Origin of the sequence: Bacillus sp. GBSW19 (genome assembly GCF_002998655.1) — a bacterium.
GTDB lineage: Bacteria > Bacillota > Bacilli > Bacillales > Bacillaceae > Bacillus.
The window spans coordinates 431,056-453,394 of sequence record NZ_PVRF01000002.1; the positions used below are offsets into that span (position 1 = coordinate 431,056).

Sequence of the window (22,339 nt, forward strand, 5' to 3'; positions counted from 1 at the left end):
TTATCTGGCTCCGTCACCCGTCATGATGACTTTTAACGTTTTTACCATAATCTTCGTGTCGAGAGAAAATGTCAAGTTTTGAATATACTGTAAGTCGTGCGTTAATTTTTCGCTCGGACTCATTTCATATCCGCCATTTACTTGAGCAAGACCTGTCAATCCCGGCTTGACCGCTAATCTTTTCGTAAAACCTGGAATCGTCCGATTAAATTCTGCGGTAAACATCGGTCTTTCCGGCCGCGGACCTACGATACTCATTTCTCCTTTTAACACGTTGATAAATTGCGGAAGTTCATCGATTCTTGTTTTACGAATGAAGGCTCCCACTTTGGTGATACGCGGGTCATTTTTTTGTGCCCATTTCGCTCCTCCGCTTTCAGCGTCGGTTCTCATCGATCTGAGCTTCCATAATTTAAAGTAAACACCGTCTTTCCCGACCCTCTCCTGCATATAAAAGGCTGATCCCGGTGTTTCCAGCTTAATCAAGAGTGCAAACAGCAAAATGATTGGCGTACTCAACATCAATCCGATGAACGAGAACATTAAATCTATGAAACGTTTTGCAAATAAATAACGAACCATATGTTCTGTTAAGGCAAAAGAGTGGTTTCGTCTCACTTCATATTCTCTATAAAGATTCATCGCTTTCTCTGCACTCACTGACCTGCACCTCACCATCTAAAGTAGTTGTTGTGTAAAGAGATGTTCTATGAAAGTCAGTTTATCAGAGCAACATTAAGCAAATGTAAATGCGCTGTTAAGTCTTGTAAAACTGTGTTAAGAATGTGCACTTATATCAAGTTATGCCCTTTTCAACGTAAAAAAGACCCGCAATTCTGCGGGTCTCCGGGTCTTTCTTTATTTTGCTTTGACGGATTCGATGGTTTTTAATCGAAGGGTTCCGTTTGCATCTTTTGTATAGGTTACTTTCACTTTTGATTCTTCTTTTAAGCTGTTCACTTGTTTAGAAAACGCATTTCCGAACTGAATAGCTACTTCTTTGCCATCAATGTTCACAGCAATGGTATGTCCATCAGCCAAACCGACATATGTGCCTTCTTTGGTGACTTCATTTTTCTTATTTGTTGTTGATTCTTTCTTTGTTTTAGAATCAGCTTTTGATTGATCCTTAGCAGGTTCTTCTTTTGTGATTTCTTTACTTGAGCTGTCTTTTGCCGCTTCATCAGATTGACCAGCTTGCTCTTCTTTTTGAGCAGCTGTTTCTTTGCTTTGATCATCTGCTTTTTCATTAGATGACTGATCTTCTGTTTTTTCCTCTGAAGCATTTTCTTTCTTTTGATCAGCCGCTTCGGTTGTTTCCTTTTTGCTGTCATCCTTATTGTTGTCGCTTGATTGATTTGTTGTGCCGCATGCTGTAAGTAATACACCTAGAAGCAATACTAGAAACGGCATTGTGATTAATTTTTTCAAGATCGTCACCTCTTCATGATTTGTCGATTTGCTGTCGCTTGAAGATTCATGCGTAAACCATTCACCTTCTATGTTTCAATTATAACAAAGATAACCAAAAATGAAATGTATTTTTAACTTGACACTCATCCGTCAGTTCATCTTGTGTCAAAATAAGAGAATGCCAGAAGCAAGTTGATCTCTTGTAGCAAGATCATGATTAGTACATACATTTGATACCATATGAAAACATCTACTTTAAAATAAATTCTTGCTCTTGTACGATTGATCAAAAAGGCTGCCGAGAGACGTTCTCGAGCAGCCTAAGAGGAGCAACTTAGGCATCCCTCATGTTTATGTTTTCTTATTTAAAATAACCTGACACACCACTTGAAATACCTGAAGCTAATCGATCTTTATATGTCGCCGATTTCAAAATATTTGAATCAACTGGGCTAGTGATAAAGCCAGTTTCAAGCAAGACACTCGGCATCTTTGAATACTTAATAACATAGAAACCTGCTGTTTTCACACCACGATCTCTTGTACCTAGTGCACTAACCATTTTAGGCTGGATGTTTTGCGCAAGTTTCAAGCTGTTCGAAGCCGCATATGTTTTGTCATAATACGTTTCTGTTCCATTTGCGCTGCTGTTGTCATTTGCATTCGCATGGATACTAATAAAGATATCTGCGTTCGCAGAAGCACCTTTACTTACTCGCGTTTGAAGACTGTCAAATGTATCTGATGTACGTGACATAACGGGCAGTGCTCCAGAACTATTTAATTTTGTATTGAGACGCTTAGCGACATCAAGGTTCACGTTCTTCTCAAGAAGACCATATCCAGTGGCACCAGAATCTTGGTTTCCATGTCCAGGATCAATAAACACTTTCTTCCCAACAACTGGACTTTTCAATTGGGAAATCACAGTATTCGTCACAGTTGATGTACCACCTAGAACACTAAATGAAGTGATCTTCTTTGAACCAATGATTTGTCTAGTTGCTTTCGGTAATGTTTTTTCATTTGTGAAAATAAAAGCTTTACCTTGCTTAGCAGCAATACTAGCTCCTGAAGCGGCATCCGCATAGGCAAAACCATTACTAATATACGTATTACTTGTACTCATATTGTATTTCTTTACAATATTTGCTGCGACTTCATAACGATTTGCTCCGCCAATTCTTCCAGGTGAAGGCAACTTAGCATAAGCTGATTTATTTACACTAGACTCCCCACCAATGACAATGGTCTTTTTAATCCCTCGGCTTTTCATCACCGATGAAGTTTCCGAACGTAAACCTTTATCATTTGTTAATAAGATTGGATAGCCTTGCTTTGCAGCATAAGGTGCAATCGCAACTGCATCTGCATAAGCAAAGCCGTTTGCTACAACAGCCGTACTAGAGCTTTTCATTTGTTTGGCGATATTTGCTGCTAAGTCATAACGGTTCTTACCACTAATACGTTTCACAGAGATACCCATTGATTTTAGCTGAGTTGTCACCTTGCTAGAGACACTCTTTGTTCCACCGAGAATAGTCACATTCTTTGTTTTTAGACCTTGAAGGCCTTTTTTTGTATCTGTAGATAAACTGCTACTGTTTGTAAAAAGAACAGGTGCATTTTTTTGGTATGCATAAGGAACCGCACTTAATGCATCCGCATATGCATCTTTCCCTACAAGAACAGCCGTGCTTGATGTTGCCCAGCCTTTTTTCGCCGCATTCACCGCAACAACATACCGGTTCTTTCCATCAATTCTTGTGACTGAATTGTCAGCAAGTGCAGATGGAAGAAACAAACACATGGTTATTACACTTAAAAATACAACTTTTATGATAGAGCGCACGTTTATAACCTCCTTTGATGTTTTAATTTGTTGTTAATTTTGCACCCGGATAATAGAATGACAAAATACTTGAGTATGAGCTTCCTGATTCAGCTCTCATTTTCGCTCCATATTGGCTCATCCCAACTCCATGTCCATATCCTTTTCCTGAGATAGTGAAATCATTGGTGTTGTTCTTCACCGAAGCATACGTGCTTTTTAAATTAGTGGCACCAAGTATTGATCTAAATTCAGTCATTTTAAAGCTAAGTGTCGCTGATTTATTCATACTATAGGAACCCGTTTTATTTTTTAAGTGATAGCTGACTTTCAAAGAGGCTGTTTTTGCTCTCTGCCCTTTTGTTTTTCCAGAAAAGGTTACACTAGAAATATTAGCTATCTTGATGTCTGAAGCTGACGTTTCTTTATTTTTTAGAATCCAGCTCTTCAAGCCTTTCAACTGACTTGCATTTGTTTCTGTTGTCTTACTCCACCAAGATGCTGGTGATGACGTACTTAGTGATGTACTCAATTGTTTTTTTGATAGTTTAAGTGTCCAAGCATTCTTTGGATCTTTTGTATCTGTTTTTGCGACCAGGTAAGGAAATGCACTTGACCATACTTCTTCACTAGCCTCAGTGTAGCCCCCATTACTAGAATAATAGGTTGCAGAAATCAGTTTATTATTATATTTTAGTACCTTGCCTTTTGTAGCATCTACAGCTTTCGTAGAGTTTGTATACCAGTTATATCCTCCATATACTTGGAATGCTGTAGTATCTGGTACAACCTTCCCTATACTGTTTACAGAATATGTACGTGCTGCAACAGCCTGTGCTTTTAATGCCTCAACATGCCAGCTTGCTGGCATTTCATTCGGTACAACCCCTTTAAGATAATCTTCAAAAGGGATGTTTTCATTTGTTGGTCGAATATAGCCTGATTCTACAGCAAAATTCATGTTCCCCAAGTATGCTTTCCCAGCAACTCGAATGACATTTGTAGTTGAATATTTCTCTGGAACAACTCTTACTGAAGATCCAAACGTCTTGATGCCTTTGATTGAAATTTTCCCGTTAGAAACATTCAATTGATAATCCTTATTATTCTTCAAATAAAATTCTTTTGATAATTTTGCTTGTACACTTGCTGAAATGGATTTTATTCCGCCAGACAATTGAAACGAGTACGTCCCCTGTTTTTTGACAATTGATGTCACAGGTGATGTTAGACTATTTTCTTTTACAAGTACCATTGGGCTGTTATTCTTGGCTGCTAAAAGCGAAAATGTAATAGCATCTGTAAAGATAGAACCATTTGCTAGGTATAGCTTATTAGCATTCATGTTTAATTCAGTTACAATATTTGCTGAGACCTCATATCTATTTGCTCCACCTATTCTTTTCACTGTGGACGTTTTTTTAATTTGAGATTCAACTTTTTTACTAACACTCTTTTCTCCACCAACAATGACAACATTTTTTGGAAGTTTGTAAGTTGGTAAACTGTCTTTCTTCGTTAACAGAATAGGATAGCCGTTTCTTGCAGCGTATGGTGTTACTGACGCACTGTCAGTAAAAATGCTTCCTGTTGCCACTATAGCTTGACTATAGTTCCCCATCTCTTTTGCGATATTTTGGGAAACGGCGTATCGGGATTTACCACTGATTCTTTTGATCTTTCCGTATTTCTTCAATGTTTTCTCAGTTGCTGAAGAAACACTTGTTGTACCACCGATAATGAGAATATTATCAGGACTCATTTTTTTAATTTGCTTTTCAGTGGTTTTTGTTAATTTTTCGGCATTCGTATATAAAATAGGTGCATTCAACTTATAAGCTAAAGGTGTAGCGGAAATAGCATCTGCAAACGCGTCACGATTTACAATGACAATGGTAGATGGATTTTTCCAACCTGCTGAAGCGATACTATTGGCTACCTCATAACGGTTCTTACCATCATATCGAGCGATTGAAGATACATTTGTACCAGTTACTTTGTATAAGCCTGATGATGATATGTTAAAGTTGGTTTTATTCCCAACATAGTTTGATAATTTAACAGAAATTGTTGAGCTTGCCGCTGCAGCATCATTTGGCATAAATACAAGCAATAGTAAGATGAACGTTGTAAAAGTTAGACTTAATTTTTTCAATTTAATGATCCCACCAACTCTCTATTGAACTTTTTTAATTTCTTGGATTTCCTTTTGACCACTGTCATTGATAAAGTAAGAGATTTCTACTGTGTCTCCTGGTTTGAATTCATTTAACACATCTTTAAAATTATCCGTAAATTCATAGCTTAAGGTCGTATTCACTTTTTTCACTTCGACTGTATGTGCATCAGCCATTCCAATAAATTCAGCTTTTTCTTCCAGCACCTGAGGAGTTGAACTGCTTGTCTTGTTTTCTCCCGAGGACTGCTCAGCCGTTCCACATGCTGTGAGCACGATACCAAGTAGTAGTATTAAGAACGGTAAAACGACGATTTTCTTCATTTTTTTCACCTCATGTCTTTGTATCGTCTTATAACTTAATATTTTAAGGTAAATTTAAGGTTTTTTGAAACCTTTTTTTTGTTACAACGTCTATATCTAGGTTCAGAGTAAAAAAATAACTTGTTTATCAAGATTCGTAAACCTATAATCATGGAAGAATCATAGAAAAGGTGAGGGACATTATGAGAGCTGAAAGAAAACGAAAGAAAAAGAAGGTTCTTTGGATTGTTTTATCGATTATTGGCTTATTCGTATTAGCAACTGGCGGATATGCATATCATCTTTGGAATACAGCAGCATCAACCGTGGCAGGCATTCAGGAGAATTTAAAGAAGTCAGATAAGCGTGACAAAGATGTCGATTTAAATAAGAAAGACCCGATTTCTATTTTAGTCATGGGTGTGGACGAAAGAAAAAATGACCGAGGCCGTGCGGATACATTAATATACATGACCGTTAACCCAAAAACCAAAACGACCGAGATGGTGAGTATCCCGCGTGATACGTATACAAAAATTGTCGGAAAAGGCACAATGGATAAAATCAACCACTCCTATGCATTCGGCGGCACACAAATGGCAGCAGATACAGTAGAGGAATTGCTTGATGTACCTGTTGATTACTTTGTGAAAGTCAATATGGAAAGCTTTAAGGATATTGTCGATACACTTGGCGGCATTACAGTGAACAGCACATTTGCTTTCAGCTATGACGGCCATTCATTTGGTACAGGAGAAATTAATCTAAATGGTGATCAAGCCCTTGCCTACACAAGAATGAGAAAGCAAGATCCAAAGGGTGACTTTGGACGTCAGCAAAGGCAGCGCCAAGTCATTGAAGGCATCATTGCAAAAGGGGCAAACATTTCATCTATTACGAAGTTCGGCGATATGTTCAAAGTCGTGGAAAACAATATGAAGACCAACATGTCATTTGATGATATGTGGACGATGATGAATGACTACCGTGACGCAAGACAGCGTGTGGAGCAGCATGAGCTGAAAGGAACAGGCGCACGCATCAATAACATCTATTATTATCAGCTTGATGATAACAGTCTGGCTAAGGTGAAGAAGGAATTGAAGGAAAGTTTGGAAGCCTCATAATTAAAAAACACCTTTCATTAGACTGACATAGCAGAATGAGACACAAATAAAACACCCTTATTAGGCTGACATGCTACCAAATGTTTTTGGTGCGTGGTAGCCTAATTTTTCTTGGATACGCTCTTCATTATAATACTTGATGTAACGGTCGATTCGTTGTCTGACACCTTTTTCTGATATAGAGTTGAACTTTGTAAACATAAATTCCTCTGATTTTAAGCTAGAATGGAATGATTCAATTACTGCGTTATCCCAACAGTTACCTCGTCTGGACATACTGCTTGTGAGGTTCCTTGCCCCCAGCTCCTTTTGATATGCTTACGAACTGTATACACTTCTTTGATCTGAATGCACAAGTACACCTTTAGGAAAATTTCTTTTCTCTAAAGCCGCCCTCAATGTGTCCAATATGAGTGACGTCTGTTGGTGGTCATCTAGGGTATAGGCAACAACTTCGTTGTTGTACAAATCCATAATGGTCGAAAGGTAGAGCGTTCTCGGTCCAGACTGAATATAAGTAATATCTGTTACCCATTTTACATTCGGGTGTATTGCGGTGAAGTTCCGATTTCATATATTTGAGGCAATGATGACAGATTCCCCTTGTGATTTCCATTTCCTTTTACGCTTCACACGACATTGAAGATGGTATTTTTGCATGATACGCTGTACAGTATTTCGGTTTCGTTTGATACCATATTGACGCTGAAGTAGCTTTCGGATCTTACGGTGCCCGTACCGGAACGATGTTTCGGTACATAAGGTAATAACAGCCTTCTCCACTTGTTATTTTTTACGTATTCCTTCGGATACCCAACGATAATAGGTCGATCTGGCGACCTGCAAAATACTTAAGACAGACGTTACTGTATATTTCTCCCTTTTATTTCTCGATCAAATACAAGGTTACTCCCTTTTCAACCCCTCTACGATCTCCAAATACTTTTTTAGAATTTCATTCTCCATCTTAAGCTGTTCAACCTGCCTATTCACTTTTTCCTCTTTGGATACATTGTCAGGTCCATGCCCGAAGCTATATTGTTTTCCGATTGGCTGATCGAATTGATGTAACTGATTTCCTCGATACCACTTCATCCATGTTTTAATCTGAGATACATTCTTGGTATGATATTTATCCATAATTTGTTGATTGGTAAACTGTCCGCTTAATTTATCTTTCACAACCGCCCATTTTATTTCAGCTGAATATTTGTTTTTTTTCATAAAAAATACCCTCCAAATCAGCACTTAGTTTAAGTGTATCACTTGAAGGGTGTTTTTTTATGTCCCATTTGACTAGGTTAGTCTACATGGAGAAAGGTGTTTTCTTTTTAAAGACTTTCTTTTTGCTCTAATAAGATTGCATCCACTACTCTTTTACTCGACTGACCATCCAAATCATCAAAGAAGTAATGTACAAACGAATCTAACTTCTCGAATTCATACTGATTATTTTTAACAATTGACACTAGCTCATTACATGTTTTAGCAAGTGGTCCTGGAATAAAGGAAAAATACTCATAATAAAAATCACGTGTCCTAATATACTCGTCCACATCATAGCTAAAGAAAATCATTGGTTTTTGCAGCAATGCATATTCGAAACAAACAGATGAATAGTCACTTATCAGAACGTCTGCAATTAAAAGCAATTCATTAATCTCTCTAAAATCAGAGAAATCATAGAAAAATTCACTATATTGATAAGGAATGTTTATTTGATTTTTAACAAAAGGATGAATCTTAAACAAAAAGACATATTCATCATTCAGCTCTTGATAGAGCTGATCATAATTTAATACTTCAAACGGATAATGTGCAGACTGCTGACCATTCCCTCTAAATGTCGGGGCAAATAAAATCACTTTTTTCCCTTTTAAAAAAGGATATTCTTCATATAATCTAGATCTGACTTCTTCTTTTTTTAATTCATCGAAAAAAAAGTCTGTTCTAGGTATTCCAGTCGGAATGACATTTTCAATATCTACCCCAAAGCCTTCCGCATAATGCTTGCGGATATGATCAGAACTGACAATAACCTTTGTATAATTCTTATGATTTTTTGATGTTGGTGACGGTCCGCCTGGCAGACCTATTCGGCTGTAACCAAACGTCTTAAATGCGCCCACTGCATGCCATAATTGGACAAGATCCGCGTTTTTACGAATTTTCAATGGATAGATGATTGGGTAGAAATCATCGATTAAAATATGCCGACTTGTAGCAAAATGATAAGCCATTCGTATATATTCCGCTATGCTTTTTTTAGTATTAATGCTTTCTTTTAAGAAAAACTGAAAATTAAACGTTTCTTCTCTATTTAAAAGCTCTTGATAGACAAATTCAAAGTTTCCTGATAAATCAATGCGGCTATCAGACGCGAAAGTGATTTTCTTCTGTTGTAATGGCAGGAAACAAAATAGTTGATATAAGATTTGAAACATTACACGCTTCATTTTACGCATGATTCGATTTTCATTTTTCATAGTAGTTTCTATTGCACCTTGGTCAATTTCTTGGAGTTTATGGGATGATACATGTGCGGTTTTTTCCTCTTCATCATATGTGACAATGAAATTATATTTCACTCTTTTCTTAGCTGAAAAGTGTTCCATTTTCGTAGCATAGATATCCTGCTTCAGAAATTGATTGATGTTGCCCAGCGTGTGGGTCTCATGGTACTTGATATTATTTTCATCTAGCACTTCTAATTCTAAATATAAATGAAAGTTTCCCTGCGGTAATGGCTTCCCCGTATTTACCTTTGAAAAGTTTATTTCCTGGTAGAAACCAGCCCATTCATATTCTTCTGAAAGCCCTAGCCTTTGTCTATTCGTTTCGTTTAATCTTTGATTTTTTAAAGGAATGGATTTTATAATATCCCCTTTTTGAACAATCAATAACTTTTTTCTTACTGTATCTTCCCTTTGTAAGGGAATGTCATTAATGTACATATATCCCTCAATCGTTAAAAATGATTCATTCCATTGAAACTGTGTGATTGCTCTTTGAGGAATATTTTTATTCACGATTACATCTTCTGCTTTATCGAACAGTGAGAATACCTTTTCTTCACTCACTTCCTCTACATGGTCAAGATTTTTTTGAACACTCCTTTTCTTAAATAGTGTCCCTAGTTTAAATTTCAAAAACTCTCTCTCCTTCATTCGTTGTTTCATTTATTAAACTTAGTATTAGTGAAACAACTCGCTCTGTAGAATGTCCATCACAACGATTCATGAAACGATCTGAAAATGAATGATAATTCATTTGTTTTTCATGTAACTTTATATTCCTCAAATCCTCTATCAGAGGCTCTACTTTAGTTCTTATAGGTCCTGGTGCAAACTCTGGAAATGAATAATAAAAATCTCTTTCCTTCACATAAGTCTCTAAATCAGGACAATAGAAAAACATTGGCTTATTCAAAAGACTATATTCAAAAATAACTGAAGAGTAGTCTGTAATCAATACATCAGAAACAATCATTAATTCGTACAAAGAAAACTTTTCAGATAAATTGACATCTCCAAAAACACCTTTTTGCATATAAGGGTGAACCTTAATTAAAAACTCATAATGCTCCCTGCTCAAATGCTTAAAAAGCGTTTCTTGATTCAATAGAAATTGCTCACCATATTGTTTATTTACTCCTCCTCTATAAGTTGGAGCGTATAATACTTTCACTTTATTCTTTAATTCGGGATATTCTTTATGAAACCTCTTTTTCACTTCATGTATGTGTTCTTCAGAATAGAAAAAATCTGTTCTCGGGACACCTGTTGCCAAAATTTTCTGCTTTGGCATATTGAATGCTTCAGAAAATGGAGCAATTGCTTCTACTGAACTAACAATTGCATAATCATAATTAGAATGAACAGGAACTATTTTTAAATATTCAGATGAAGGTCCTCCCTGTTTGTCTTTAATACTGTGACCAAATTTTTTAAACGCACCACAGGCATGCCAAATTTGAACTACCTTTGTTTCCGGCCGCTTTTTAATTAAATAAAGAGGATAATAGTAATCATCTAATAAGAGCACCTTACAAGTAGCAATGTGATACAGAGATTTGAATAAATAAAGAGTATAGTAAAGCTTACCCAAAAACCCGCCTTCCGACTTTCTAAATAAGAGAATAATCTTCAAACGGGGGTGACTTTTCAATTCATCATAGACGTTTTTGAAATTTTCGTTTATCTCATTATCTCTATAAGAAGCAATCACAATTTTATGCTGAATCACTTGACATAACTTAGAAAAAATCGTATAGACTATTTGGAAAAAGAATTTCAGAATTTTTGTCATGTGCATCGTTTTTAGATTTCCCATTTCATGATTGTTTTCCCCCAAGAAGAAGTCAGATCTTCTTCAAATGCCTTTCCAATGTCCTCTATTCTTCTCACTGTATGGACTGTTCCAATCAATGTCTCCAAATAATCTATTATCTCAGGAAATTCATTTAGTAGATTTACTGTATTTGCAAAATCTTTACTACCACTTCTACTGCTTCCAATGAGAATAATTCCTTTCTCAAGAATCATTCTTGTGGCAACCTTCACAGGGTATTCAGACACACCTAATAAAGCAACAGAGGCCTCTGGTTGAGTGAAATCAATAATTTGTTCAATTGCACTTTCACTGCCACGTCCACCGACGCATTCAAATGCATGATCAACACGAACTTCTTTTGGGATGTCATTAATTTGGTAAACTTCATCAACAAAAGAGAAATGCTCTAGCTTATATTGGTTTTTCCCAAAAACGTATACTCTACAAGTTGGATAACGTTTTTTTAGAATTAAGGAGGTAATAAATCCTAGATTACCATCGCCCCAAACCCCAAATACATCTCGCTTTTGGTGAGCCACTCTTTCAAATCTACTCATCGCATGAACTGCAATAGTGATCAATTCAATAAAAGCGGCAACATGAAGGTTCATTTGCTCCGGTAAAGCTACAAGGCGATCTGGGTTCATGAACATATAATCCTGCATAAACCCATCAAAACCACTTGATCTAAAATAGCTTGAGCGCAAGTAGTTTTCTGCAATAAATTCATTTTCTTCATTTGGTATATTCGGAACCATCACCACATTTGTGCCAACTTTGAACGTCCCTGTAGGATCATACATTACTTTCCCTACACCCTCATGAATCAGAGCCATCGGAAGTTTTTTATCCATTGCTTCCTTCCCTCTTGTTCCTGTAAAATAGCGCTGATCTGCGGCACATATTGACAGATGGGTCGGTCTAACAACGACTTGGCCAGACGTAAATTCCTTGTCCTTATAAGTCACTTCAAATTGTCTAGCAGAAACCAATCGATATGTTTGATTAATCATTTTTTATATTCTCCTGTAAAATAGCATTCGCCACTTTTAAATCGTATGGTGTCGTTACTTTTATATTAAATACCTCGCCACGAACTAAGTTCACTTTCTGCCCTGCTAAAATACAAATTTTACAAGCATCTGAAAGCACTTTTTTCTGTTCTTCTGTTAGTTCGCCATACAGCCGTTTTAAGAGAGATATCTTAAAACTTTGAGGTGTTTGGCCTTGATACATGTTGTCACGTACAGGTATATCAGTGATATTTGCACCGTCTTCTGAAGTCACAATTGTATCTATAGCAGGTATAACAGTATCGACAGCATCATGTTCTAGAACGGCATTGATATTTTCCTCAATAATTCTATGGGTTAAAAATGGTCTTACTGAATCGTGTGTAACAATGACATCATCAGAATTTAGTCCATACTCTTTTTCAATAAAACGAACCCCACTCATGATCGATTCGTTTCGATCTATTCCACCCTCGATTACTACTAATCTATCATCAGCATGTATGTATTTTTCCAGTATATTCTTCGTATGGTTAATCCATTCTTTAGGAGTTACAATGATAATTTTTTCAAAACGATCATTTAATAGGAATTTTTCAACAGTGTGAATAATGATAGGGCGATTATTTAACGGCAAGAACTGTTTTGGCATATTGACATTACCCATTCTAGAGCCTTTCCCACCAGCTAATATTTCTGCATAAATCATACTTAATACCCCTCTCAATCATGTCAAATAAAAAATGGCAATATTTCAATATGAATAGATTGTAAATTATATTACAAAAAAACCATTCATATCTTAATATATGCCATTATAATACCACATTTTTATCATTTTTTAATGAATGTTTTAGAAAATATAACACCTTTCGACAAATTCCCTTAAACTGTAATTATCATCAGTTTTTAGAAAGACATTGGCTTTGTATTCGTCAAGCCATATTGGTATAGAAGCATCTCAACAATTCGTTTCGATGCTTGTCCGTCACCATAAGGATTAGACGCCTTCGACATGTTGTCATACTCTTTCTGGTCTACTAGGAGCTCTTTTGCCATTTTGTAAATGGTGTTTTCATCTGTACCTGCTAGCTTAAGCGTACCGGCTTTCACGCCTTCTGGGCGTTCTGTTGTATCACGGAGTACTAGTACTGGCTTCCCTAGAGAAGGTGCTTCTTCTTGTACACCGCCAGAATCCGTTAAGATAAAGTGCGAAGCGGCAGCAAAGTTATGGAAATCAACGACTTCGAGCGGTTCAATTAAGTGTACACGATCGAGATCACTGAATTCTGTCTGAGCTGCGTCACGTACGGCAGGGTTTAAATGAACAGGATAAACGACCTGAACATCTTCAAATTCTTCTACAACACGTCTAATGGCTCTAAACATATTTTTCATCGGCTGTCCAAGATTCTCTCTGCGATGGGCCGTTAACAAGATCATTTTATCCGTGCCTATTTTCTCTAAAATAGGGTGTTGATACTGCTCAGTAACCGTTGTTTGCAGGGCGTCAATGGCTGTATTCCCAGTTACAAAAATTGTTTCTTCTTTTTTATTTTCTGTTAGAAGATTCTGTTTCGCTTCATGTGTAGGTGCAAAATGAATATCGGCAATACTCCCAGTCATTAGACGGTTCAATTCCTCTGGAAATGGCGAGTACTTATTGTGAGTTCTTAGTCCCGCTTCAACGTGTCCAACTGAGATTTGATGATAAAATGCGGCCAAGCTTCCAGCAAAGGTTGTTGTTGTATCCCCATGAACAAGGACAATATCAGGTTTTTCTTCTTGGAATAATTGATCTAGCTTTAACAGTGCATTTGATGTAATTTCAGATAACGTCTGGCGTTCTTTCATAATATTTAAATCATGATCCGGTTGAATGTCAAAGGCTTTCAGCACTTGATCAAGCATTTGCCGATGCTGAGCAGTCACAGTGACAGAGGATTTGATTTGCGGATGTTTTTTTAGTTCAAGGACAAGGGGGGCCATTTTGATCGCTTCAGGTCTCGTCCCGAATACAGTCATTACATGTAATGTTTTCAATAGTCGATGCCTCTTTCCTTCTCATTTATCATATGTTTATTATACAAAAGAATAGAAACGAATCCTAATCATTCAATTTTCAATCTTTACATCGCCTTTACCCTTTTCAACATAAAAATTTACACGGACTCTTTACAATAGATGTTGTATCAGATCATCATACATTTATCGTAAATCATTTGTCATTTCTATCATTTGTAAGTTACACTTTATGAAAGATGAAAAATGAAGTCAAATCATTTTTTCAATATGTAAGGAAGGTGCAAAGTTCATTGAAAAAAGTACGTAAAGCCATTATCCCAGCTGCAGGTCTTGGGACACGTTTCCTCCCTGCAACAAAAGCTATGCCTAAAGAAATGCTGCCAATCGTTGATAAACCAACCATTCAATATATTATTGAAGAAGCTGTTGAATCAGGAATTGAAGACATTATTATCGTCACTGGAAAAGGGAAAAGAGCCATTGAAGATCATTTTGATTTTGCACCAGAGCTAGAGCGCAACCTGGAGGAAAAAGGAAAGAGCGAGCTTTTAGAAAAGGTGAGAAAATCCTCTAACATTGCTGACATTCATTACATACGTCAAAAGGAACCTAAAGGACTTGGACACGCCGTTTGGTGCGCACGCAACTTTATCGGTGATGAACCTTTCGCCGTTTTATTAGGTGATGATATTGTTCAAGCCGAAACACCCGGACTTCGCCAGCTGATGGATGAATACGAAAAGACTCTTTCATCTGTGATCGGTGTTCAGCAGGTGGCAGACAACGATACACATCGCTACGGGATCATTGATCCTCTTACACAAGAAGGACGCCGCTACCAAGTGAAAAACTTTGTTGAAAAGCCGCCGCAAGGTACAGCACCATCCAATTTAGCCATCTTAGGACGCTACATTTTCACGCCAGAGATCTTTATGTACCTTGATCAGCAAGAAATTGGTGCAGGCGGAGAAATTCAACTGACAGATGCCATCCAAAAGCTGAATGACATTCAGCGCGTATTCGCCTATGATTTCGAAGGAAAACGATACGATGTCGGTGAAAAGCAAGGCTTCATCGAGACGACTCTAGAGTTCGCCCTTCAAGATGAGGATCTAAAAAAGAAACTCATTCCATTTATGAAACAGCTTCTCGAAAAAGAAGAAATGAATTAAAAAAAGCTGCCGGGATCGGCAGCTCAGGCTGTCGAGAAAATCTCGACAGCTTTATTTTTTTCTTAAAGTTTCCATTCCTCCATTTTATAATAGATAAAAGCATACTAAAGGAAGGTGTTTTTTCTCGTGTTCCACACTAGAAATTCTTCTCAGCACGAAGCCGAATTTGTATTGCTAGATCAACTGGTCGAAGAGGATCACCTGCTTCGTAAAATTGATCAGTACATTGATTTTTCATTTATCGTAGATAAAGTAAAACCGTATTATAGCGAGAATAAAGGTCACCCTTCTCTTGATCCACTTATTTTGTTCAAAATGATGTTTATCGGATACCTGTACGGTATCCGTTCTGAAAGACAACTTGAAAAAGAAATTTACTATAACATGGCGTATAGATGGTTTTTAGGTTTGAACATCAATGACCCCGTTCCTCATCACTCGACCATTAGCTGGAATCGTCGTACTCGATTCAAAGATACAACGATTTTCCAAGATATTTTTGATGAAATTGTGCTTCAAGCCATCAATCATGATATGGTAGGAGGCCGCGTTCTTTTTACTGATTCAACTCATCTTAAAGCCAATGCCAATAAACATAAATATACGAGAAAAACGATTGAACAAGATACCCAGAACTATATAAATGAATTAGAAGAAGCGATCCAAGAAGATCGGGTGGCACACGGAAAAAAGCCCTTAAAGATAAAAGAGGAGGTGAAAACAAAAAAAGACATTCGTCAAAGTATGACTGACCCTGAAAGTGGCTATCTTTATCGTGAAAATAAACCGGAAGGCTTTTTCTACCTAGACCACCGTACAACGGATATGAAGTACAATATTATCACGGATGCCCATGTCACCCCCGGCAATATCCATGATTCTATTCCGTATCTTGATCGATTGGATCACCAAATCGCCCGATTTGGTTTTCAAGTAGAAGCTGTTGCCCTTGATTCTGGTTATTTGACAACCTCAATCTGTAAAGGTTTATCGGATCGCCATATTTTTGGTGTCATCGCACATAGACGCTTTCATCCAACAAGAGGATTATTTGAGAAGTGGAAATTTCAGTATGATTCTGAATCTGATCACTACATCTGCCCAAATGGCGAGAAGCTATTATATACGACAACTGATCGAAAAGGTTATAGGTTCTACAAATCAGACCCTAAAAAATGCGTATCGTGTCCTTTCCTTGAGAGCTGTACAAGATCGAAAAATCATCAAAAAGTGATCTCAAGACATGTATGGGAGGAACACAAAGAAAAGATCAGACAAAATCGTCTGTCTGCCTCTGGAAAAGAGCTATATAAAAAAAGAAAAGAAAAAATAGAGCGAAGCTTTGCAGATTCAAAACAACTGCACGGGCTTCGCTACTGCCGGTTGAGGGGAAAACAAAATGTGAGTGAGCAAGTGCTTCTCACAGCTGCGTGTCAGAACATGAAGAAGATTGCCACACACCTAACCTAGCTTCGCTAGGTTAGGTGTGTGGGAGGCCTTTTTCATTAAATCTCATCCATCATAATTACGCTGAAAATAAAAAAGATTGTAGAAAAACATGAGTTTCTCTACAATCTGAGCTGCCGGGATCGGCAGCTTTTTATTTGATCACTGAAATCGTCAGTGTATGCTGTTCATTATCAATGACAAACAAGTTGTTTTCGCCCTTCACTGCGAATTTCGTTTGTTTCTCATTCAGCCAAACGTTCTGTTCTGTCAGTCCAAGTGTTGAAGGAGAGATTGACATGATCTCACGGAATACCATCGTATTCGCCTGTCCATTTTGAATCACATAATCAGTTTTCTCCGTGGTCAGCCGCTCAATAGCAGCACCTTGTTCACTTTTGATCGAACTCAGGGTTTGCATTCTTTGCTTAAGCACAGATTCTTCTTTTCCAAGGAAAGAAAGTAAATACTCATATGAGCCTGCAGATGCGGGCGATACATAGGAATTGAACTGACCTGGTCCAATGGATAAAGACTTTAATTCCTCTGCATGTTGAAGCCCATCAGGTTTGACAAAATACGTCTCTGATGCATTTTTGATTTGAACGGTTTGTTTATTTTCAGCGACAGCTTGTACCTCTTGCCCAAATGGTAAAGTGACATCCGCCTTTTTTTTCATGGCTTGATCTTTGTAGACCGTGAGTGGATCTGACGTGACAATTGCCTGTCGATCGACCTTTTTCATATCAGGCGATCCCTTCGTCTGCGGATTCTTTGTATGAGACGTTCCTGTCTGATCTGATGGGATTGCACCAAATGTAGCCAGCGTACGAAGCGGGCGATCCGAAAACATAGATAAAGCAAGTAAGATAGTTAAAACAGCAATAATCGTCACTTGAAAGGCTGGTCCAAAAAATGAACGTCGTTTCCCACTTTCTTTATAACGGGTGACTTTTTCCGTCTTTTGAACGCCTTTTCTACCTTCCTTATGTTCCAATTGGTATTTTTGTTTCTCTTTTTTGGAAAGCTTGTTAAACCAGTCAACAAACTCCTTATACTCTTTCACAACCTTCTTCGTTTCATCAAACATGCGAAGCTCACCATAGTGCATCCAAGCCACCCGGTCACAGATTTTTTGAATTTGGCTAATGGAATGACTGACAAAAAAGATCGTTTTCCCTTGTTCCTTAAATTCTGTGATTCGATCCACACATTTTTGGTAGAAGGTTTGGTCTCCAACAGACAATGCTTCATCAATAATCAATATATCTGGATCAATATGCGCTGAAATGGCGAAGCCAAGACGTGATTTCATTCCGCTTGAGTAGCTCTTTACCGGCTGATCAATAAAATCACCGATATCCGCAAACTCTACGATTTTTTCATACAGCTCGTCTATTTCTTTATTCGTCAGCCCCATCATTAAGCACTTTAGGCGAATGTTGTCTTTCCCGCTCAACTGATTGTTCAGCCCTGCCGCAATGGCAATTAAAGAAGGCTGTCCGTCCATATCAATTTCACCACTTGTTGGTGGAATGATTTTCGCAAGAAGGTTCGACATCGTTGATTTTCCAGATCCATTGATCCCTACAAAACCAATTGTCTCGCCTTCATATACATCAAAGGACACATCACGAATAGCAAAGAAACCTTTTTCATTTTTATTGGGTAAAAACAGCCCCTTAATCTTATCTGACTGCTTTTTATATAGGACGTATTGCTTGGATACGTTTCGAAACGAAACCTTTAGTTTCATCGTATAATCTCCTTACTTTTTAAAGAAAATCGACAAATTTATCCCTAAATTTCATATGAAGCAATGAACCGACTGTTAAAAGAAGCAGCGTGATCAGCCAAAAATAAAGCGTATATTTCACATCATGGAAGAACCATTCTCCCTTTAACAAGCTATTTCTAAAACCATCAATAATGTAGAAAAGAGGATTCAATCTTAATATATCCCCGATCCATGCTTTGTCTCCAGTGAGCTTCTCTGAGATATTCCAAAAAATCGGCAGCAAAAAGAAAAGTAAACGTGTCACGGATTGTAAAAGAAATTGATAGTCTCTCACGAGTACGCTAATCGTGGAATTAAACAAACTAAACGAAAACATAAACGCGATCATACAAATAAGATAGTATATATATTGCAGCCAGTGCGCATCAGGATATATGCCATAGGAAATGAGCACAATCAGATAGACACCCATCATGACAAAGTAGCTGAACAAGTTGGACATAATCACCACAGACGGCAGCGCACTAATCGGGAAATTCATTTTCGATACCATATTAATGCGTTTAAACACACTGTTTGATCCATCAAGTATCGTCGGACTAATGAAGAACCAAGGGATTAACCCCGCAAGCATCCAGATGATAAATGGAACTTCCATCCCTCCAATGACAATTGGCTGTCCTCCGCGAATCCCCAGACCAAAAACAAACCAGTAAGCCAGCATTTGAATCAATGGATTTAAAAACTGCCATAAAACACCTAAATAATTCATCTGATATTTTGATTTTGTTTCATAAACAGCAAGTCGCATAATCAGCGGAAATGAGCTGATTTGCTCCTTTAGTATCGTCAACATTGCGTTCATTCTAATCTTCCTTAGATATAAGTTTTTGGAATTACTTTTTTTAAAAAGCACCGCTCATAATTGTAACAGATGTTGAGAATTATTTCACTGATTAACAAATCCATCACTAGGTCTTCCCTAAATTTAATTCTACAATACTAATGATCTGTTCATTCATTCTAATTTGTTGTAATCTATTTATAGGATATTAATCACTTTTAAGATAATATCTATCTGATTATCAATTAAATTGATTTACCCATACATTAAGACAAAAGTGAGGAAGAAAATGAACTTTAATTACGATATGACTGTAATTATTCCTTTGTTTAATTCAGAGGAATATGTAGAAGATACCATTAAATCAATTATGAAGCAGACACATGATTTCACAAAAATCCAGATCATTTTTGTGGATGATGGTTCTACAGACAGCAGCTTTGATATTTGCAATGAATATGTAAAGCAGTACCAAAACATGGAGATTTATAGACAAGAAAATCTTGGCGTTTCAGCAGCTAGAAACATCGGCTTAAAACAAGCAACGGGCAAGTATATTCTTTTCTTAGATTCAGACGATTTAATTGGAAGTAACACAATTCAAGAATTATATAACTACTTTAATCAAGTTGAAGATGAGGTTTCAATTGTCGCTTACCCTCTATATTCTCTGGTGAACGGCAAAGTGAAAGATCATCCTAGGACAAAGAACTATTCGAAAACCGGTGTTTATGATGTGTCTGTTTATCCTAATATAAATCAAACAACCATAAACGTTTGTGTAAAGAATTTACCTCCTAATGAACGCATTTATTTCGACACAGATCTCGCATATGCTGAAGATGCAACTTTTAATACGGCTTATTTAATGAAAACCGGGAGAATTGGAATTTGTTCCACTGGAAGATATATATATCGCACACACCAATCTTCAACAGTTATGAAGTACAGAAGCCCCGTACACTCTTACAATATGCTTCTCTTGTACTTCGAAAAAATGATGGATTCATATTCAGATAATAATGTTGTGCACCCTTATGTCCAAAGTATGATTTTATACGAATTGAATTGGAGATTTAAGTCAAAATCCTTAATACCATTTCATCTAGATCAAGAGGACTTTTCAGATTGGAAAAAACGGATGTTTAATATCATAGAAAAGCTTGAGGATAAAATAATTTTAAATCATGATTTTATTGATATATATCATAAAGCCTCTTTGTTAAGTTTGAAACAACCTAAGCCTAATATAAAATATGATTCTCAAGGTATCTATGTTTATCGCGATGATCAGCTACTGTTTAAACAGCACCGGTTTGAGTTAGTTATGACCCAATTCACTATTAAGGATGATCAATTATTAGTAGCTGGTTTTATTAAAAGTCCGCTTAATGAATTCTTAGATTTAAGATTACAGATTGAAGTTAACGGACAACCCTTTGTGCCTAGACTCTCTTCATCTAACCATGGCTACTACAAAACAAGAATGAAAACAAATAAATTCCATAGATTCAGTTGGAAAAAAGAGCTCAATGAACAAGCATTAGATTTGAAATTCAGCATCAATTATAAAAATTACGATTATCCTGTTTCTTTTTATTTTATCAATGACGTCGTATTTCAGAGCTTTATGAAGCATAAAGCATTCAAGAAAGGTTATGCTTTAAGATTCTTGCCTAAACAACAAAAAATCATTGTTAAAAAAGCTAATAAGGACGAGGCTAATTCATATACAAAAGAGTTTGATAAAATAGTTAGAAAACATGACAAAAAGCTATATTTAGCTAGAAAGTTAATAAACAAAAAGAAAAAAGGCATTTGGCTATATAATGACAGAAAGAATATTATAGATAATGCATATTATCAGTTTAAGCATGATTTCCACAAAAAAGACGGTATAAAAAGATATTATGTATACGATGGCGATAGTATCGATCTAGAAAATATGTTTAATCAAGAAGAAAGAAAAAATGTCATTAAATTCAGGTCTCGACAGCATAAATATTTATTTCTAAATGCTACTAAAATTTTAACATCATTCAGGACAGTTCAAGAGTATAGTGCTTTTTCAGAAAAGAGAATGAAATTTATTAATGACCGTCTAGACTTTGAATTAGTTTACTTACAGCATGGTATTCTACATGCGCACACTCCTTGGATCTACTCAAGTGAAAAGAATAAAATAGATAAATTTGTAGTCTCCAGTAATTTTGAAAAACAAAATTTAATTAAGAATTACAATTACAGACCAGAAAGCATAATTGAAACTGGGATGGCCAGATTTGATTTTGTTAAAAGTCTTAAACCTACCAGCAATAAAATTATTTTTGCTCCTTCTTGGAGAGTCTCATTAGTTAACTCCTCTAAAGGTGGAGAATGGGCTATAAAAGAAGAAGCTTTTAAGAATTCTTCTTATTATACAGAAATAAATACATTAATTTCTTCTAAAGAGTTTACTGATTTACTTGAAAAAGAAGACCTATACTTTGAATTAAAGTTACATCCTATTTTTAATTCTGTTATAAATGAATTCAAAACAGATCATCCAAGAATTAAATTTGTAACAAAAGATATCAATCTAAGTGATTACAAATTATTCATGACCGATTTTTCTTCATTTGTATTTGATTTTGCATTTATAAATCGAGCTGTTTTATTCTTTATACCCGATTATGCAGAGTTTATTTGTGGAAACCACCTGTATAACAAACTAGACTTGGATTTAGATGACAGCTTCGGACGCCTAGTTACAAATAGTTCGTCAGTTATTAAGGAAATCGCTAACTTAGCGAAAAATGATTTCCAAATGGAAACTATACACAAAGAGAGAATGGATGGTTTCTTCTATCAACATAAAAGCTATCGCGAAGCACTTTATCAAAAGTTAACAAACCTAACACTTTAAAAAAGCTGTCGAGC

General features: G+C 36.5%; 20 protein-coding genes. 4 read left to right on the forward strand and 16 right to left on the reverse strand.

Features of this window, described 5'->3' with window-relative positions:
• From C6344_RS12000 to C6344_RS12020, 5 genes are all read right to left on the reverse strand, one after another.
• On the reverse strand, nt 1-660 hold the full coding sequence (locus tag C6344_RS12000) for a sugar transferase (RefSeq protein ID WP_066031673.1): 660 nt from the start codon (nt 658-660) through the stop codon (nt 1-3).
• Nucleotides 661-858: 198 nt separating this feature from the next.
• Nucleotides 859-1,431: a prolipoprotein diacylglyceryl transferase gene (locus tag C6344_RS12005; RefSeq protein ID WP_066031672.1), complete on the reverse strand. Its 573-nt coding sequence runs from the start codon at nt 1,429-1,431 to the stop codon at nt 859-861.
• A 343-nt stretch (nt 1,432-1,774) separates the two neighbouring features.
• Nucleotides 1,775-3,265 carry an N-acetylmuramoyl-L-alanine amidase gene (locus tag C6344_RS12010; protein ID WP_066031671.1) on the reverse strand — a complete coding sequence of 497 codons (1,491 nt, stop codon included), beginning with the start codon at nt 3,263-3,265 and terminating at the stop codon, nt 1,775-1,777.
• Nucleotides 3,266-3,287: 22 nt separating this feature from the next.
• The gene (locus C6344_RS12015) at nt 3,288-5,399 is read right to left on the reverse strand and encodes a SpoIID/LytB domain-containing protein (RefSeq protein WP_106036474.1); all 2,112 of its coding nucleotides are present in this window, start codon (nt 5,397-5,399) and stop codon (nt 3,288-3,290) included.
• A gap of 21 nt (nt 5,400-5,420) precedes the next feature.
• Nucleotides 5,421-5,744, reverse strand: a complete 324-nt coding sequence (locus tag C6344_RS12020) for a LytA (protein WP_066031669.1) — start codon at nt 5,742-5,744, stop codon at nt 5,421-5,423.
• A 182-nt stretch (nt 5,745-5,926) separates the two neighbouring features.
• Here C6344_RS12020 and tagU point away from each other — a divergent pair, with 182 nt between their 5' ends.
• Nucleotides 5,927-6,850, forward strand: a complete 924-nt coding sequence (gene tagU / locus C6344_RS12025; RefSeq protein WP_066031668.1) for a polyisoprenyl-teichoic acid--peptidoglycan teichoic acid transferase TagU — start codon at nt 5,927-5,929, stop codon at nt 6,848-6,850.
• 60 nt (nt 6,851-6,910) lie between these two features.
• Here tagU and C6344_RS19245 read toward each other — a convergent pair whose 3' ends face one another.
• The 9 genes from C6344_RS19245 to wecB form a co-directional block, all read right to left on the reverse strand.
• Nucleotides 6,911-7,126 (reverse strand): integrase core domain-containing protein, encoded by a 216-nt coding sequence (locus C6344_RS19245; RefSeq protein WP_411265994.1) that lies wholly within the window; start codon nt 7,124-7,126, stop codon nt 6,911-6,913.
• Nucleotides 7,127-7,168: 42 nt separating this feature from the next.
• Entirely contained in the window at nt 7,169-7,402 is a 234-nt protein-coding gene (locus C6344_RS19250) for a DDE-type integrase/transposase/recombinase (RefSeq protein WP_411266000.1), read from the reverse strand.
• 18 nt (nt 7,403-7,420) lie between these two features.
• Nucleotides 7,421-7,633 (reverse strand): IS3 family transposase, encoded by a 213-nt coding sequence (locus tag C6344_RS19255; protein ID WP_411265995.1) that lies wholly within the window; start codon nt 7,631-7,633, stop codon nt 7,421-7,423.
• Nucleotides 7,634-7,756: 123 nt separating this feature from the next.
• Nucleotides 7,757-8,074 carry a transposase gene (locus C6344_RS19260; protein WP_411265996.1) on the reverse strand — a complete coding sequence of 106 codons (318 nt, stop codon included), beginning with the start codon at nt 8,072-8,074 and terminating at the stop codon, nt 7,757-7,759.
• A gap of 107 nt (nt 8,075-8,181) precedes the next feature.
• Complete coding sequence (locus C6344_RS12035) at nt 8,182-9,999, reverse strand: CDP-glycerol glycerophosphotransferase family protein (protein ID WP_223254327.1); 1,818 nt, start codon at nt 9,997-9,999, stop codon at nt 8,182-8,184.
• Complete coding sequence (locus tag C6344_RS12040; protein ID WP_081311473.1) at nt 9,989-11,182, reverse strand: CDP-glycerol glycerophosphotransferase family protein; 1,194 nt, start codon at nt 11,180-11,182, stop codon at nt 9,989-9,991. The genes C6344_RS12035 and C6344_RS12040 overlap by 11 nt, the downstream gene beginning before the upstream one ends.
• Entirely contained in the window at nt 11,170-12,195 is a 1,026-nt protein-coding gene (locus tag C6344_RS12045; protein WP_066031664.1) for a ribitol-5-phosphate dehydrogenase, read from the reverse strand. Before C6344_RS12045 ends, C6344_RS12040 begins: the two co-directional genes overlap by 13 nt.
• Nucleotides 12,188-12,904, reverse strand: coding sequence for an IspD/TarI family cytidylyltransferase (locus C6344_RS12050; RefSeq protein WP_066031663.1), 717 nt, complete (start codon nt 12,902-12,904; stop codon nt 12,188-12,190). Before C6344_RS12050 ends, C6344_RS12045 begins: the two co-directional genes overlap by 8 nt.
• Nucleotides 12,905-13,104: 200 nt before the next feature.
• A complete protein-coding gene (wecB, locus tag C6344_RS12055) occupies nt 13,105-14,238 on the reverse strand; it encodes a non-hydrolyzing UDP-N-acetylglucosamine 2-epimerase (RefSeq protein ID WP_106036471.1) in 1,134 nt (377 codons plus the stop codon).
• A 272-nt stretch (nt 14,239-14,510) separates the two neighbouring features.
• On the opposite strand from wecB, the gene galU reads away from it, so the two are divergent.
• Complete coding sequence (gene galU, locus C6344_RS12060; RefSeq protein WP_106071363.1) at nt 14,511-15,392, forward strand: UTP--glucose-1-phosphate uridylyltransferase GalU; 882 nt, start codon at nt 14,511-14,513, stop codon at nt 15,390-15,392.
• 126 nt (nt 15,393-15,518) lie between these two features.
• Nucleotides 15,519-16,862 (forward strand): IS1182 family transposase, encoded by a 1,344-nt coding sequence (locus C6344_RS12065; protein ID WP_106036470.1) that lies wholly within the window; start codon nt 15,519-15,521, stop codon nt 16,860-16,862.
• A gap of 130 nt (nt 16,863-16,992) precedes the next feature.
• Here C6344_RS12065 and tagH read toward each other — a convergent pair whose 3' ends face one another.
• Together tagH and C6344_RS12075 are read right to left on the reverse strand one after the other, a co-directional pair.
• Entirely contained in the window at nt 16,993-18,594 is a 1,602-nt protein-coding gene (tagH, locus tag C6344_RS12070) for a teichoic acids export ABC transporter ATP-binding subunit TagH (protein ID WP_106036469.1), read from the reverse strand.
• A gap of 19 nt (nt 18,595-18,613) precedes the next feature.
• A complete protein-coding gene (locus C6344_RS12075) occupies nt 18,614-19,441 on the reverse strand; it encodes an ABC transporter permease (RefSeq protein WP_060597419.1) in 828 nt (275 codons plus the stop codon).
• A 268-nt stretch (nt 19,442-19,709) separates the two neighbouring features.
• Here C6344_RS12075 and C6344_RS12080 point away from each other — a divergent pair, with 268 nt between their 5' ends.
• Nucleotides 19,710-22,325, forward strand: a complete 2,616-nt coding sequence (locus C6344_RS12080; protein ID WP_106036468.1) for a bifunctional glycosyltransferase/CDP-glycerol:glycerophosphate glycerophosphotransferase — start codon at nt 19,710-19,712, stop codon at nt 22,323-22,325.
• Nucleotides 22,326-22,339 lie beyond the last annotated feature (14 nt).